Source organism: Actinomadura sp. BRA 177 (assembly GCF_013372625.1).
In the GTDB taxonomy this organism is placed as follows: domain Bacteria; phylum Actinomycetota; class Actinomycetes; order Streptosporangiales; family Streptosporangiaceae; genus Spirillospora.
On sequence record NZ_JABXFD010000553.1, the window covers coordinates 24,378 to 39,187 of the forward strand.

Annotated in this window: 12 protein-coding genes; 8 read left to right on the top strand and 4 right to left on the bottom strand. The window is 71.0% G+C overall.

Annotation, left to right across the window (positions count from 1 at the left end):
* Nucleotides 1–80 precede the first annotated feature (80 nt).
* A complete protein-coding gene (locus HUX53_RS31275; RefSeq protein ID WP_176406814.1) occupies nt 81–1,019 on the top strand; it encodes a LysR substrate-binding domain-containing protein in 939 nt (312 codons plus the stop codon).
* Here the strand turns inward: HUX53_RS31275 and HUX53_RS31280 are convergent.
* From HUX53_RS31280 to HUX53_RS31295, 4 genes are read right to left on the bottom strand one after another with little or no spacing between them, the layout of a single operon-like run.
* Nucleotides 1,000–2,907 carry an aldehyde dehydrogenase family protein gene (locus HUX53_RS31280; RefSeq protein WP_176406815.1) on the bottom strand — a complete coding sequence of 636 codons (1,908 nt, stop codon included), beginning with the start codon at nt 2,905–2,907 and terminating at the stop codon, nt 1,000–1,002. The two genes, HUX53_RS31275 and HUX53_RS31280, sit on opposite strands and share 20 nt — an antisense overlap.
* Nucleotides 2,904–4,808 (bottom strand): DUF6807 family protein, encoded by a 1,905-nt coding sequence (locus tag HUX53_RS31285; RefSeq protein ID WP_176406816.1) that lies wholly within the window; start codon nt 4,806–4,808, stop codon nt 2,904–2,906. The genes HUX53_RS31280 and HUX53_RS31285 overlap by 4 nt, the downstream gene beginning before the upstream one ends.
* Nucleotides 4,805–5,848 carry a mandelate racemase/muconate lactonizing enzyme family protein gene (locus tag HUX53_RS31290; RefSeq protein WP_176406817.1) on the bottom strand — a complete coding sequence of 348 codons (1,044 nt, stop codon included), beginning with the start codon at nt 5,846–5,848 and terminating at the stop codon, nt 4,805–4,807. The genes HUX53_RS31285 and HUX53_RS31290 overlap by 4 nt, the downstream gene beginning before the upstream one ends.
* Before the next feature lie 10 nt (nt 5,849–5,858).
* Complete coding sequence (locus HUX53_RS31295; protein WP_176406818.1) at nt 5,859–6,746, bottom strand: NAD(P)-dependent oxidoreductase; 888 nt, start codon at nt 6,744–6,746, stop codon at nt 5,859–5,861.
* Between the two features lie 145 nt (nt 6,747–6,891).
* Between HUX53_RS31295 and HUX53_RS31300 the strand changes: the two genes are divergently transcribed.
* The 7 genes from HUX53_RS31300 to HUX53_RS31330 all read left to right on the top strand — a co-directional run bounded on the left by HUX53_RS31300 (nt 6,892) and on the right by HUX53_RS31330 (nt 14,602).
* Nucleotides 6,892–7,854 (top strand): LacI family DNA-binding transcriptional regulator, encoded by a 963-nt coding sequence (locus tag HUX53_RS31300; RefSeq protein WP_176406819.1) that lies wholly within the window; start codon nt 6,892–6,894, stop codon nt 7,852–7,854.
* Nucleotides 7,851–8,813 (top strand): aldose epimerase family protein, encoded by a 963-nt coding sequence (locus tag HUX53_RS31305; protein ID WP_176406820.1) that lies wholly within the window; start codon nt 7,851–7,853, stop codon nt 8,811–8,813. The genes HUX53_RS31300 and HUX53_RS31305 overlap by 4 nt, the downstream gene beginning before the upstream one ends.
* A gap of 207 nt (nt 8,814–9,020) precedes the next feature.
* Nucleotides 9,021–10,013 carry a carbohydrate ABC transporter permease gene (locus HUX53_RS31310; RefSeq protein ID WP_176406821.1) on the top strand — a complete coding sequence of 331 codons (993 nt, stop codon included), beginning with the start codon at nt 9,021–9,023 and terminating at the stop codon, nt 10,011–10,013.
* Entirely contained in the window at nt 9,997–10,857 is an 861-nt protein-coding gene (locus HUX53_RS31315) for a carbohydrate ABC transporter permease (RefSeq protein ID WP_176406822.1), read from the top strand. Before HUX53_RS31310 ends, HUX53_RS31315 begins: the two co-directional genes overlap by 17 nt.
* Nucleotides 10,858–10,914: 57 nt before the next feature.
* Nucleotides 10,915–12,174 (top strand): ABC transporter substrate-binding protein, encoded by a 1,260-nt coding sequence (locus HUX53_RS31320; RefSeq protein WP_176406823.1) that lies wholly within the window; start codon nt 10,915–10,917, stop codon nt 12,172–12,174.
* A gap of 104 nt (nt 12,175–12,278) precedes the next feature.
* Nucleotides 12,279–13,562: a Gfo/Idh/MocA family protein gene (locus tag HUX53_RS31325; RefSeq protein ID WP_176406824.1), complete on the top strand. Its 1,284-nt coding sequence runs from the start codon at nt 12,279–12,281 to the stop codon at nt 13,560–13,562.
* Entirely contained in the window at nt 13,562–14,602 is a 1,041-nt protein-coding gene (locus tag HUX53_RS31330; protein WP_176406825.1) for a dienelactone hydrolase family protein, read from the top strand. The genes HUX53_RS31325 and HUX53_RS31330 overlap by 1 nt, the downstream gene beginning before the upstream one ends.
* Nucleotides 14,603–14,810 lie beyond the last annotated feature (208 nt).

Below are 14,810 nucleotides of genomic sequence, written 5' to 3' on the forward strand. Positions count from 1 at the left end.
AGGCCGTCATACATGTCAAGTGTGGTCAGATGGCCATAAGCAAACAAGCAACTCCGGCCGACAGGTATTAACCTTTGCTTATGCTCGATGTAGTGCGGCTGAAGATCTTCGCCGAAGTAGCCCGGACCGGGTCGATCGCCCGAGCCGCGAGCGGGTTGGGATACACCGCGTCCGCGGTGTCCCAGCAGCTGAGCAAACTGGAGCGGGAGGCCGGCGCCATTCTCGCGACACGCACCCACGCGGGCATCGAGCTCACCGCCGAGGGACGCGTCCTGCTAGCCCACGCCGACGACGTCCTGGACCGTCTCGCGACGGCGGAACAGGCGGTGCGGGACGCCGCCGGGCTGCGCTCATCGGAGGTCAGGCTGGGAGGCTTCACGTCCGGGGCCCTGACCTTGCTGGCCCCGGCCATCGCCGTGTTCCGCACGAAATTCCCCGCCGTACGGCTGTCGCTCGCCGAGGTGGAGCCGCCGGGTGGATACGGCGGCGTGCGGACGGGGGAACTGGACCTCCTCCTGTCACACGTCTATCCCGGTACGGTGCCACCCGATCCCACCGGTCTCGTCGTGGCGAAAATGTTCGCCGACCCCCTGGTCGCGGCCATACCGGCGGACTGGCCGGTCGGCAGGGACGGGGACGCGCTTCCGGCACGGCAGCTGGCCGGGATACCGCTGATCTCCGGCGGCCCCGGGCACGCCAACAGGATCGCGCTCGAGCGGATGCTCTCGGCCGCCGGTGTGACCTCGCAGGTCGAGTTCGAGACCCGCGACTACGCGGTGACGCTGGCGCTCGTCGCAGCGGGGGCCGGGGCCACCGTGATGCCATGGTCGCTTCTCGCCGCGAAGGTTCCGGCCGGGGTGCGCGTACGCCGCTTTCGCGACGGTGAGGCTCGCACCGTGCTGGCCGTCCATCGCCCCATGCCCCCTGGGACGACCGTGATGTCGTTCTTGGAAATCGTGCGCCAGACTGCCGCCGACCTCATCGGCAGCGGCGCGGGTCTCAGCTACCGGGGAGAATGAGGGTGCTGTCGCGGCGGCGGGGAAGGTGCCAGGGATTGTCGTCGCGCAGGGCCGGAGAGAGCAGGTGCGGCGGGCAGTTCTCGTAGGTGACGGGACGGAGGAAGCGGCCGATGGCGGCCGTGCCCATCGGGGCGGCCGTGGTCGGGTAGGAGTCGAAGACCAGGCGGCCCGCGCGGTCGCGGGCCAGGGCGGTCAGGCGCGCGACAAGGTCGGTCTCGTCAGGCTCGCTGTGCAGCGTGACCGTACGGGTTTCGGGGACGGCGGCGAGAGCCTCACCCAGGTCGTCCTCGCCGCCATACTCCAAGACGACGATCTTCGGGCCGAAGCGTTCCTCCAGGAGGACATCGGACTGGCCGAGGAGGGAGACCGGGCCCACCATGAGGTGGGCGGTATCCGCGAAGTGCTCGGCCATCGCTTCGGGGAGGCCCGCGCCGGCAGGGGCGAGGACGAGGCCGGGCTTGGCGAACGCAGCGCCTTCGGCGATCTCCGCGAGCCGGGCCTTCGCGGCGCCGGGGGTCACGAAGAGCAGGTCTAGGCCGCCGGACTCGCCGTAGAACGGGATCGGCTCGGGGCGGGCCTTGGCCAGGTCGTGCAGGTTCCGGCCGTCGCGCGCGGAGCCGGTGAAGGCGATCGCTTTCACCCGGCCGTCCTTGACCAGGGCGGCGCTGGCCTCGGGTCCATGGACGAGCTGGACCACGTCCTCGGGGAAGCCGGTGGCGGCGGCGCCCGCGCGTAGCGCGCCGAGGGTGAGGGCGGAGGTCTCCGGGTGGAGTTCGTGTGCCTTGACGACCACGGTGCAGCCGGCGGCGAGGGCGCTCGCGGTGTCGCCGCCGCCGACACCGAATACGCCGACTACGCCTAGCGGGACGTTCATGCGGCGCAGGTCGGGATCGGAGTCCAGGCGGACGTCGAGGAAGGAGCCTTCGCGGAGGACGTCGGCGAACAGGCGGAGTTGTCCGCTGGTGCGTGCCACCTCGCTGGTCAGGCGTGGCGCGCCGAGGGCCGTCTCGGCGTCGGCCGCCGCGACGAGTTCGGTCGTGCGGGCGTCGAGGGCGGCCGCCATCGCGTCCAGCAGTTCGGCGCGCTCGTAGGGCCCGGCCTCGTCGAGGACGGGCAGCAGGTCGGACGCGCGGCGGCAGATCGCGCCGACCTCCTGCGGGGTGGCCGTGGCGTATGCGTGGCGAGGCCGGCCGGAGCGCGCGTCGATGCTCCATACGGGCACGGGGGTTCTCCAGGTCAGGTCGGCGGGGGCGCGGACGGGCGGCGGCAGGAGCGGGCCGGCCTCCGCGAGCAGCAGCCGCGCGACCTCGATCGCGCCGGCGGCGGTGAAATGGGTGTCGTCGGCGCTGCCGCGTGGATAGTTCGGGTGCGGGTCGAGCCACAGGAAGAGCTTCTTAGTGGCGTCGGGGCCGAGTTCCCGCCAGCGGCGGGCGCTCGCGGCCTGCAAGTCGACCAGCGGGACCCCTTCTTCGGCGGCCAGTGCCTTCATCGCCGCCGGGTACTCGCCGTGGGTCGGGGAGCCGTCGGGCGTGCGGCGCTCGACCGAGGTCACCAGCACCGGGCGGGCCTCCCGTGATCGGGCGCCCTCGATGTAGCGGCGCAGGCAGGAGGTGTAGGTGCCGTAGGGGGCGCCGAACCTGCCCTGGTCGTGCCTGCGGTCGTTGTGGCCGAAGCAGATCAGGAGGAGGTCGTCCGGGCCCATTTCGGCCATGATCCGGTCGTGCATGCCGAGCTGCTCGATCGAGCTGCGCGCGCTCGCACCGGGGTACGCCGCGTTGACGACCGGGACGTCCAGGAGCGCGGCGAGGGCCTGCCCCCAGCCCGCCTGCGGCGCCTGGCCGGACGGGTAGTCCACGGCCGTCGAGTCGCCGGCGATGAAGATCCTCACGAGGTCGTTCCTCCGGCGAGGGCGCGGGCCTGGTCGGCGGTGAGCCGGCCGTCGGCGACCACGACGGTGATCGCCCGGTTCAGGCGGTCCGGGACGGTCAGCGGCTTCTCCCAGGCCAGCGCCGGGCCGACGCCGGGATATTCGGCGACGCGCACGAACCAGGGGTCGAGCCCGGCGGTCTGGACGAACACCAGGCTCCAGGTGTCCGAGGTCAGCGCCAGCCAGGGCGTGACGCTGCCGTGCACGGCCTCCTCGCCGGACGCCTCGCCGGTGAAGACCGCCAGGCCGGCGGAGTCCTTGGGCGCGCGCCAGAAGAAGCCGCCGTAGCCCGCGCCGACCCGGCCCTTGCACGCCGAGCTTTGGATGACGAGTGGTTCCGCAGTCTTGCCGGTGAGCGTGAACGCGAAGTCGAGCGCCCACGCGTCCGCGACGGGACGCGCGGTCAGGGTGCGCTCCTCGCCTGCCAGGACGGTGCCGTCCGGGCCGACCCAGTCGAGAGTCTCCGCGTAGCCGCCGTCGATCGGGCGGAGCGTGCGGCGGCGCTGCCGTCCGTGGTTGGGCAGGATCTTCGGGCCCTGGTCCGGGACGTAGGTGGAGCCGCCCCAGAAGTTGGCCCCGTCGACGTCGGAGATCGCGACGCCCGCCCCGAAGTGGTGGACGTGGTCGGCTGGCTGCGTCTCGGTGACGACCGTCCCGCCGAGGGTCCGGACGGGGTGCAGGTGGGGTCGCGGGGCGTCGGTGGCCTGTAGGTCTCCGCGCTGGACGTAGTCGGCGACCTCCTGATCGTCCACGCGCAGAACCGTCTCCGGCCACGGCTCCGAGATCGTCCCGAGGCTGTCGGGGAAGCCCAGCTCGGAGAGCGTTTTGAGGTCTTGCGCCGCGCGGACGACCAGTCCCTCGATGCCGGGCAGGACCAGCCGGGACGGTTCCGTCCGGACGAACCGCCCATCGATCGGGCGTGGTTCGGGGGCGAGGCGGATCGCGTCCAGCAGCCGGGTGAAGCCGCCCGTGCGCGCGAGCGGCACCAGGAGGTCCGCGCCGTCCCGGATGTGGGTGAGGAGGTTGCCGAGCAGGTCGACGCGGCCGAAGCCGGTCCGGACCCCGTCGATCTCGATCTCGTCGAGGGTGTAGAAGAGCCGCGCCGACCGGGTGTCGCCGTGGAGGTGCAGGTAGGGCTCGGTGCGCCGGTCGGAGCAGAGCGAGACGGTGATCGCGATGACCGTCCCGTCGGCGAGCCGGAGCCGGGCGCTGGAGGTGTCGTCGGACTCGATCGCGTTGGCGCGGTACAGCTCCAGCTCGATGCCGGCGACCGAGTCGACGGTGTCCGCTCCGGCGACGGCCAGGGCGGACGCCCCGGCGTGGGCGAAGGGGTTGGTGAGGGCGCCGTCCATGACGTCGACGCCGTCCAGCCGGCGGCGGCCCGCCCAGGCGGAGCGGGTGTAGTAGCCGAGCGGACGGGTCCACGACCCGGCCACGCCGATGGCACGGATCGGTTCGCCGAGCACGTCCCGCGCGGCCGGGATGGCCTCCGAGCCGAGCGACTGGAAGCCGATCTGGCAGGCGAGTCCCGTCTCGGCCACCGCCGCGGAGATCGTCTCGAACTCCGCGACCGACGGCGCGGGCGGCTTCTCCAGCAGCACGTGCGCCCCGGCCCGCAGCGCGGCCACGGCCAGCGGCGCGTGCGTGTGGATCGGGGTCGCGATCACCGCGACCTCGGCCCCGGTCTCCCGGACCAGCGCGGCCAGATCCGCCGAGGCCGGCACGTCCAGCCCGGACGGCGGACGGATGTCGCACACCCCGGCCAGCTCCGCCCGGCCCGCCGCCGCCCGCCGCCGGACGTTCTCCAGATGGTTGCGCCCGTAGCCGTTGACCCCGGCGACGACGACCCGCACCGGCCTCATCGCGACCACCTCGTCGGCGCGCCCGTCGCCCGCAGCTCCGCCCCGGCGATCTCCACCGGGGACGGGTCGGCGAGCAGGCCGAGGTCGGTGAGCGTGGCGTCCTCCGGGACCTCCACCATCACTGGATGATGCAGGGCGAGGGCGAGCTGGCCCGACAATTCGGTCATCAGGTGCGGGTAGACCGGCACGTCGAAGACGCGGGCGAGGTCGGCGATGCGCAGGAACGGGGTGATTCCGCCGACGCGCACCACGTTCGGCTGGACGACGTCGCAGGCGCCGGCCGTCAGCAGGTCGCGGAATCCGTGCGCGGTGGCGATGTTCTCGCCGACCGCGATCGGCGTACCGACGCTCCGGCGCAGCTCGACGTGGGCGGCGAGGTCGTCGGCGGGCAGCGGCTCCTCGACCCAGAACAGGTCGAACCGCTCCAGCGCCCGCAGCGCGGTCCTGGCCCGGTGCAGGTCCCATCGCTGGTTGGCGTCGATCATCAGTGCCGTGTCCGGGCCGACGATCTCGCGGACGGCCGCGACCCGCTCGACGTCCTCGGCCAGCGAGGGCAGGCCGACCTTGATCTTGACGGCGGGGTATGCGGCGGCGGCCCATCGTTCTGCCTGGGCGGTCAGCTCGTCCAGCGAGTAGTGCCGGTTGATCCCGCTGCCGTAGACGGGCACGCTGTCGCGCCGCGCGCCGAGAACGTCCACCAGGGAGCGGTCGCCGCACTCCAGGTCCCACAGCGCGAGATCGACCCCGGCCATCGCGATCGGGACGATCCCGGACCGTCCCGCCTCGCCGAGGTGCGCCGACAGTTCGTCCCAGATGGCGCCGGGGTGCTCCGGAAGCCCGATCACCGCGTCGCGGACGTCGTGCTCCAGCAGCGCTCGAACCGCGTGCGCCCCGATCTGCGGCGTCCACGAGATTCCGGTGCCCGTGCGTCCGTCGTCCAGCGTGAGCGTGACCAGCAGGACGTGGTTGTGCTGGACGTCCGCGCCCCACGGCCGGGCCAGCGGCACCGACCGCGCCGCGACCGACAAGTCCTTGATCATGGCGGGCCCTTCAGGCGAGTTCGGTGCGCCAGCTGCGCTTGGCGGTCCAGCCGAGCAGCCGCTCGGCCTTGGCGGCGGAGAACGCCGGGGACGCGCCGGTGAGCGCGCCGGCGGCCTCCTCGGTCGCGGGGAAGAAGCGGGGCAGCAGCTCGGCCAGCGGCTCGCGGGCCAGCGCGTCCCCGGCGCCGGCGAAGAAGACCTCGCCGTTGCGCTCCAGCTCGGGCAGCTGGGCGAGGAGGGCGCCGATGAACTCGCCGGCGTCCCGGGCGTCGAGGTAGTTGAACAGCGAGACGCTGCCGATCTCGGGCCGGTCCAGCCGCTCGCGGAGGGTGTGCCCCGACTGGGTCGGCGCGCCCTCCCACTCCTCCGGCGCGATGACGAAGCACGGCCGGAACGCGGCCATCTTCGTGCCGGTGGCCGAGCGGGCGAACGTCTGCATGGTCTGCTCGGCGACCAGTTTCGACAGGCTGTAGACGTTCCAGGGCCGCGTCGGATGCGCCTCGTCCAGCGGCAGGTAGTCGGGCGTCCAGCCGCCGGGCGCGCCGTAGCCCATCACGGTCGGGCTGCTCGCGACGACCAGCTTCGGCACCTCCAGTGCCACTGCGGCCGCGCAGACGTTGAACGCCAGCTGGGTGTTGACCCGGAACGTCGTGGCGTCCGTCCGGCCGAACGGGACGGCGATCGCGGCGAGATGGACGACCGAGTCCGGCCGGAACCGGGTGAGCGCCGAGTGCGCCTCACCGAGATCGGTCAGGTCGGCCGGCAGGGATTCGGCGGCCTCCCGGGGGGTGCCGGGGGCGCTGTCGACGCCGATCACCTCGTGGCCGGCCGCCGCCAGCGTGGTGACGACGCTGCGGCCCAAACGGCCCGCGCTTCCGGTGACGAGCACTCTGCTCACCGCATGGACTCCTCAGCTCGCTGCAACCAGTTGCAGTAACGATTGCGCCAGCATGCCCGGCCCGTCAAGTGAGCGGCGCACGACCAGCACAAATGGTCGCAGTGATCACTCCGGTCGTGCAACCGGTTGCGTTAAGGTAGGCGGCATGGCAGTGACTATCCGGGACGTCGCCCACGCGTGCGGCGTGCATGTGTCGACGGTTTCGCGGACCTTCTCCGCGCCGCACATGGTGAACGCCGAGACGCGCACGCGGGTGCTGGCGGTGGCCGAGCGGCTCGGCTACCGGCCCAACCGGGCGGCCCGGTCGCTCACCACGGGGCGGACCGACAACCTCGGGCTGATCGTGGCCGACCTGTCGAACCCGTTCTTCCCGCCGCTGATCAAGGCCGCCCAGGCCGCCGCCCGTGCCCAGGACTACCACCTGTTCGTCGCCGACACCGACGAGGACCCGGCGAAGGAGCAGGAGCTCGTGCACGCCTTCTCCAAGCAGGTCGACGGCATCGTGCTGTGCAGCCCCCGGTCGTCGAACAGGGCGCTGGAGCAGCTGGTCGAGACGATCCCGTTCGTGCTGGTCAACCGGCGGCTGCGCGGCGTGACGACCGTCGTCATGGACGTCGCCCGCGGCGCCCGCACCGCGATGGAGCACCTGGCCGGGCTCGGCCACCGGCGCGTCGCGCTCGTGTCGGGGCCGGCCGGCTCCTGGACGAGCGGCGAGATCCGCAAGGCCGTCGCCGACGTGCCCGGCCTCGAAACGGTCGTCATCGGCCCCAACGCGCCCACCGAGGAGGGCGGCGTCGGCGTCGCCGCCCAGGTCGCGGCGGCGGGGGTGACCGGCGTGCTCGCCTACAACGACCTCGTCGCGATCGGCCTCATCGAGGGCCTGGACGAGCTGGGCGTCGGCGTGCCCGGCGACATCAGTGTGATCGGCATCGACGGCTCCATCACCGGACGCCTGTACCGGCCCAAGCTCACCACCGTCGCCATGCCCACGGCGGACGCCGGGCGCATGGCCGTCGACCTGCTCATCAAATCGATGAGTGCGGCCACCGTGCTGGAGACGCACCTGGTGGTCCGCGAGTCCACCGCTCCCCCGAAAGGACTCCCATGACAAGTCACGACGCCGCCTTCGGCGCCACCCCCGACGGCGAAACGGTCGAACGGCACGTGCTGGACAACGGGCGGCTGCGCGTCGCCGTCCTCACCTACGGCGCGACCGTCCAGCGGCTGGAGGTGGCCGACGGCACCAACGTGGTGCTCGGCCTCGACACGCTGGAGGACTACCTGGAGCGCAGCCGGTACTTCGGCGCGGTCGTCGGCCGGTACGGCAACCGCATCGCGCGCGGCAGGTTCACCCTCGACGGCACCGAGTACCGGCTTCCGCTCAACGACGGCGCGAACAGCCTGCACGGCGGCGTCCAGGGCTTCGACAAGCGGGTGTGGCGGGTCGAGTCGGCGGGTCCGGCGGAACTGCTGCTGAGCCTGATCAGCGCGGACGGCGAGGAGGGCTTCCCCGGGAAGCTCACCGCGAGCGTCCGGTACCTGCTGGACGGCGACACGCTGCGGCTGGAGTACCGGGCCACGACCGACGCCCCGACCGTCGTCAACCTGACCAACCACTCCTACTTCAACCTGGCGGGCACCGGCGACGTACGTAGTCATGTGGTGATGCTGGAGGCCGACCGCTACCTGCCGGTGGACGAGGGGAAGATCCCCACGGGCGAACTCGCCCCGGTGGCGGGGACGCCGTTCGACTTCACCACACCAGCGCCGGTGGACGCGCGGCTCGGCGGCGCCTACGACCACTGCTACGTCCTCCAGGGCCGGGCCACGGTCACCGATCCGGGCAGCGGACGGTCGATGGAGGTCACCACCACCGAGCCGGGCGTCCAGTTCTACACCGGCCACATGCTGGACGGCGACGCCACTCCGTTCGGGCCGTTCGCGGGGCTCTGCCTGGAGACGCAGCGCTTCCCCGACGCGCCGAACCGGCCGGCGTTCCCGTCCGCCGTCCTGCGGCCCGGTGAGGAGCTCAGGTCGACCACCGGCTACCGCTTCAGCGTCTCCTGACGACTGCAAACGGTTGTAGTAACAAGCAGCGGGGCCGGAGCCAGCCAAATCTGGCTCCGGCCCCGTGTGCTGCTGTGACCTTGGATTCTTCCGAAACCGGCCGCGACCGCCAGTGAGGAATCTCACTGCAAAGGGTTGACGTCATCTGCGGCTTCGCGCTAAGAAAGCGCTATCTCAAACCATCTCCGACTCACCGAAGGGCCAGTGATGACGCTGAGGCCCGCTGCGGCCGACACGGCGACGGGGACGGCCGCGCCCGCGGTCACGTCTCCCGAGCGGGCGGCCAGGCGCCGCCCCCGACGCCGCAAGAGTTCCCGCGCCCGCTCTCAGGCATGGGCCGCCTACCTGTTCCTGGCCCCGTGGTTCATCGGACTGTTCGCCATCACGCTCGGTCCGATGATCGCCTCGCTGTACCTGTCGTTCACCGACTACAGCCTGCTCAGCCAGGCGCACTGGGTCGGCCTGGACAACTACGACAAGATGTTCACGGCCGACAACCGGTACATCAACTCCCTCAAGGTCACGACCACCTACGTCGTCGTCTCGGTCCCGCTGCAGCTCGCGTTCGCGCTCGGGCTGGCGCTGGCGCTGGACAAGGGGCTGCGCGGGCTGTCGTTCTACCGGTCGGTCTTCTACCTGCCCTCGCTGCTCGGCGGCAGCGTGGCGATCTCGATCCTGTGGAAGAAGATCTTCGGGACGGACGGGATCGTCAACACGTTCCTGGGCTGGTTCGGCTACGAGGGCCAGGGCTGGGTCACGAGCCCGGACACCGCGCTGTGGACGCTGATCATCCTGCACGTCTGGACGTTCGGCGCCCCCATGGTCATCTTCCTCGCCGGGCTGCGGCAGATCCCGCAGAACCTGTACGAGGCGGCGCGGGTCGACGGCGCGGGCCGGCTGCGGCAGTTCCGCTCGATCACGCTGCCGCTGCTCACGCCGATCATCTTCTTCAACGCCGTGCTGGAGGTCATCAAGTCGTTCCAGTCGTTCACGCAGTCGTTCGTCGTCAGCGGCGGCAACGGCGGACCGGTCGACTCGACGCTCTTCTACACGCTCTACCTCTACATCAAGGGCTTCAAGAACTACGAGATGGGCTACGCGGCCGCCATGGCGTGGGTGCTGCTGCTCATCATCGGGGCCCTGACCGCGGCGAACTTCCTCATGTCTCGATTCTGGGTCTTCTATGGCGACGACAAGTAAGCGCGTGCCGGTGCTGTTCCGGCCGGCCTCGCGACTGACCAAGCACGTGCTGCTGATCGTGTTCGGGCTGTTCATGCTCTACCCGCTGCTCTGGATGATCTCCAGCTCGGTCAAGCCCGAGGAGCTGATCTTCCGCGAGCCCGGACTCGTCCCGACCGAGGTGACCGGCGCGAACTACTCCGGCGGCTGGGACGCGCTCAAGCACTCGTTCGGCTACTACCTGTGGAACTCCGCGGTCATCACCGGCCTCGCGGTCGTCGGCAACCTGGCCGCCTGCTCGCTGGCGGCCTACGCGTTCGCGCGGCTGGAGTTCCCGCTGAAGAAGCTCTGGTTCGCGATCATGCTGATCTCGATCATGCTGCCGCACCACGTGACGGTCGTGCCGCAGTACATCGCGTTCAGCAAGATCGACTGGATCAACACGATCTGGCCGATCGTGGTGCCGAAGTTCCTCGCCACCGACGCGTTCTTCATCTTCCTGATGGTGCAGTTCATCCGCACCCTCCCCCGGGAGCTGGACGAGGCGGCCGCGATCGACGGCGCGGGGCACCTGCGCACGTTCCTCCAGGTGGTGATGCCGCTGTGCGTCCCCGCGCTGGCCACCACGGCGATCTTCACCTTCATCTGGACGTGGAACGACTTCTTCACCCAGAACCTCTACCTCACCAATTCCGACAACCTCACGGCCCCGGTGGCGCTGCGCCAGTTCATGGACTCCAGCGGCGACTCGTCCTGGGGGCCGATGTTCGCGATGTCGATCGTCTCGCTCGGCCCGATCTTCGGTTTCTTCCTGGCCGGCCAGAAATACCTCGTCCGAGGTGTGGCGACCACCGGCCTCAAATAGGAACCGGACCCGAACAACCCTCCTCCTCATTCCTTTCCCCCCGGAGGTAAGAAAAAGATGAAGCGCATTCTGGCGGCCACGGCCGTCACCCTGCTCGCGGTGTCGGCCACCGCGTGCGGGAGCGGCGATAGCGATTCCGGCGGCAAGACGAAGGTCGTCTTCTCCTACTGGGGCAGCGACTCCCGGCAGAAGCTGACCGAGGCCGCCATCGCCAAGTTCGAGGAGAAGAACCCGACGATCGACGTCGAGGGCGACTTCTCCGACTGGGACAGCTACTACGAGAAGCTGGCCACCAAGACCGCGGCCGGGGACGCCCCGGACGTCATGTCGATCGAGATCCGCGGCCTCGGCGAGTACGCGGGCCGCGGCATCCTCGCCGACGTGAAGGGCAAGGTGAACACCGTCGACCTGGACCAGGGCGTGCTCAAGGCGGGCCAGGTCGACGGCAAGCAGTACGCGATCCCCACCGGCGTCAACGCGTTCCCGATGATCGTGAACGAGAAGACGCTGAAGAAGTACGACCAGAAGGTCCCCGACGACAAGACCTGGACCTGGGACGACTACATCTCGATCTCCCAGAAGGTGACCGAGAAGTCCGGCGGCGACGTCTGGGGCACCGAGTACAACGAGAACCCCGCGTTCCTGCAGATCTTCGCCGCGCAGCGCGGTGAGCAGTTCTACGCCGGCGGCAAGGTCGCGCTGTCGGAGCAGACCATCAAGGACTGGTGGGCCCTGCTGCAGAAGATCATCGACACCAAGGCCGGGCCCGGCGCCGCCCAGATGCTGGAGACCGGCACCAAGGTCGACCAGGCGATGCTCGCCACCAACAAGAGCGCGTTCGGGAGCTGGTGGAGCAACCAGCTGGACACGCTGACCAAGGGCTCCGGCCAGGATCTGGAGCTGCTGCGCATGCCGCGGACGGCGGGCGCGAGCAGCTCGGGCATGTTCCTGCAGCCGGCGATGTACTACACGATCTCGTCCAAGACCGAGCAGGCCGCCGCCGCGCAGAAGTTCGTCGAGTTCCTGGTCAACGACCCGGACGCGGGCGCGATCCTGCTCAGCGACCGGGGCCTGCCCACCAACGCCAAGGTGGTCGCCGCGATCAAGAGCAAGCTGTCCCCGGCCGACCAGAAGGTGCTGGAGTTCATGGACGCGATCAAGGGCGACCTCAGCCCGATCTCCGTCCCGCCGAAGGGCGCGATGGAGATGGAGGACATCCTCAAGCGCGCCACCGACTCGGTGCTGTTCGGCAAGGCGAAGCCGGACGAGGCGGCCAAGACCTTCCTCACCGAGGCCAACAACGCCCTGTCCCAGTAGCCGGGTCAGTCCGATGACGAGCCGTGCGGCCCGTGAACAGGCCGGGCCGCACGGCGCCACCCCCGCTCTTCCGGCTCCACCCCCACTCCTGGAGTTCCCGCACCATGCGATACGCCTTCGTCGGGCTCGGCCACCGGGCGCAGATGTACGTGGACGCGCTGCTCGGCGCGTGGAGCGACACCGGTGAGATCGTCGCCCTCTGCGACCCCAACCGGACCCGCCTGCAGTACTACCTCGACCGGATCGGCCGCGACGTGCCGTGCTTCGCGCCCGATGACTTCGGCAAGATGCTCGGCCTGGCCGACGCCGTCGTGGTCGCCACCGTCGACGCCACCCACGCCCGCTACGTCGTCGAAGCCCTCGACGCGGGCAAGGACGTCGTCGTGGAGAAGCCGCTGTGCACCACCGCCGAGGACTGCGCGGCGATCGCCGCCGCGGCCGAGCGGAGCACCGGCCGGCTCATCGTCACGTTCAACTACCGCTACTCGCCGCGCAACAGCGCCGTCCGGCGGCTCATCGCGGACGGCGCGATCGGCGACGTCACCTCGGTGCACTTCTCGTGGGCGCTCGACACCATCCACGGCGCCGACTACTTCCGCCGCTGGCACCGCGACCGGGCGACCTCCGGCGGCCTGCTGGTGCACAAGGCCACCCACCACTTCGACCTGGTCAACTGGTGGATCGACGATGCCGCCGCTTCGGTCTACGCGCAGACCTCGCTGCGCTTCTACGGCGCCGGCAACGCTCGCGCGCGCGGCCTCGCCGACCGTCCCGTCCGGGCGTTCGACGCTCCGGGACTCGGTACGGACCCGTACCTGCTGGACATGTCGGCCGATCCCCGGCTGAAGCGCCTCTACCTGGACGCCGAGCACGAGGACGGCTACATCCGCGACCAGGACGTGTTCGGCGAGGGCGTGACGATCGACGACAACATGTCGGTCCTCGTCCGGTACGAGCGCGGCACGCTGCTCACCTACTCCCTCAACGCGCACGCGCCCGCCGAGGGCTACCGGGTCTGCTTCAACGGCACCGCCGGACGGCTGGAGCTGGATGTCGTGGAGCGGGCGTGGACACCGCCGCACGCGGCGATCGACCCGACCGCGTCCGGGAAGGAGCACGCCGAGGGCGTGTCCGAGCGGCTCGTCCTGCACCGGCACTGGCAGCGGCCGGAGGAGATCGCGATCGAGCAGGGCGCGGGCGCGCACGGCGGCGGCGACGCGCTGCTGCTCGACGACGTGTTCCGCGGCCCGTCGGAGGACCCGCTTGCCCGCCAGGCCGGGTACCGCGCGGGCGTCGCCAGCGTGATGATCGGCGTCTCCGCGAACCTGTCGGCGGCGACCGGCGCCCCCGTCGGCCTCACGGCCGGCGGCACCCGAACGGCCGGCTGATGCTCGGCGAGTTCGCGGGCCTGGCGGAGATCGCGGCGGACGGCCGCGGCCTGTTCCCCGCGCCGGGCCCGGACCTGCCCGAACGCCTCCGGGACGCGCTGGGCGTCCTGGAGCTGAGCGCCGGGGACGTCCGGGTCGAGCGCCGCTGGACCGATGCCGGGCTGGTGGGCGAGGAACTGTCCTGGACGGTCGGGTACGGCCCCCGCACCCGCGCCTACCTGCGCCGTCCGGAGGACGCCGCGGGCCCGCTGCCGGGCGTCGGCGCGATGCACTGCCACGCGGGGATGAAGTGGGCGGGCAAGGACAAGATCGCCGACGGCCCGGAGCCGCCGATCGCCGAGATCGTCCGGCTGCGCGCCCGGCTCTACGGCCGCCGCGCCTACGCGGGCGAGCTGGCCCGCCGGGGCTTCGCGGTGCTCGCCCACGACGTGTTCGCGTGGGGCAGCCGGCGCTTCCCGCTGACCGTGGGCGAGCGCGACCCCGACCGCTACGATCGCGCGGCCCGCGATCACGAGCACGTCCTGGCGAAGGCGTGCACGATCCTGGGCACCTCGTTCGCCGGCGTCCTCGCCGCCGAGGACCTCGCGGCGGCGGCGTACCTGCGCTCCCGGCCCGACATCGGCTCGGTCAGCACGATCGGCCTGTCGGGCGGCGGAGCGCGCGCCGCGCTGCTGGGCGCGCTCGACCCGGAGATCGGCGCCGTCGCCGTGGCCGCGATGGTGTCGTCGTTCCGGGACTTCCGCGACGAGCACGTGGCCGCGCACTCCTGGATGCTGTTCCCGCCGGGCCTGACCCGGCTGGCCGACTGGCCCGGCGTGGTCGCGGCCCGCGCCCCCGCCCCGCTGATGGTCCTCTACGCCACCGCCGACCCGCTGTTCCCCGCCGCGGGCATGCGCCGGGCCCACCGGCAGATCACCGCGGCCTACCGGAAAGCGCCCGGCCATTACACCGGCGCTTTCTTCGACACCGTCCACCAATTCGACCGGCCCATGCAGGACGCGGCCTTCGACTGGCTCGCCCGCACGGTCGGGAACAATTAACCGGCACCTTCCGCCATGAAAGAGACGCAACTCTATTGACGCGTTCACGCCGAACGCCTACATTGCGAGAAAGCGCTTTCTGAGCCGCTCCCCGCCACGAAGGGCCCACCTCCATGCGCCCGCTCCCCCGCCATCGAGCCCGGCCTCCCCCACCCGGAAAAAGAGACGCGCTCATTTCCCTGTCCCTTAAACATGGATCCGCGCCACA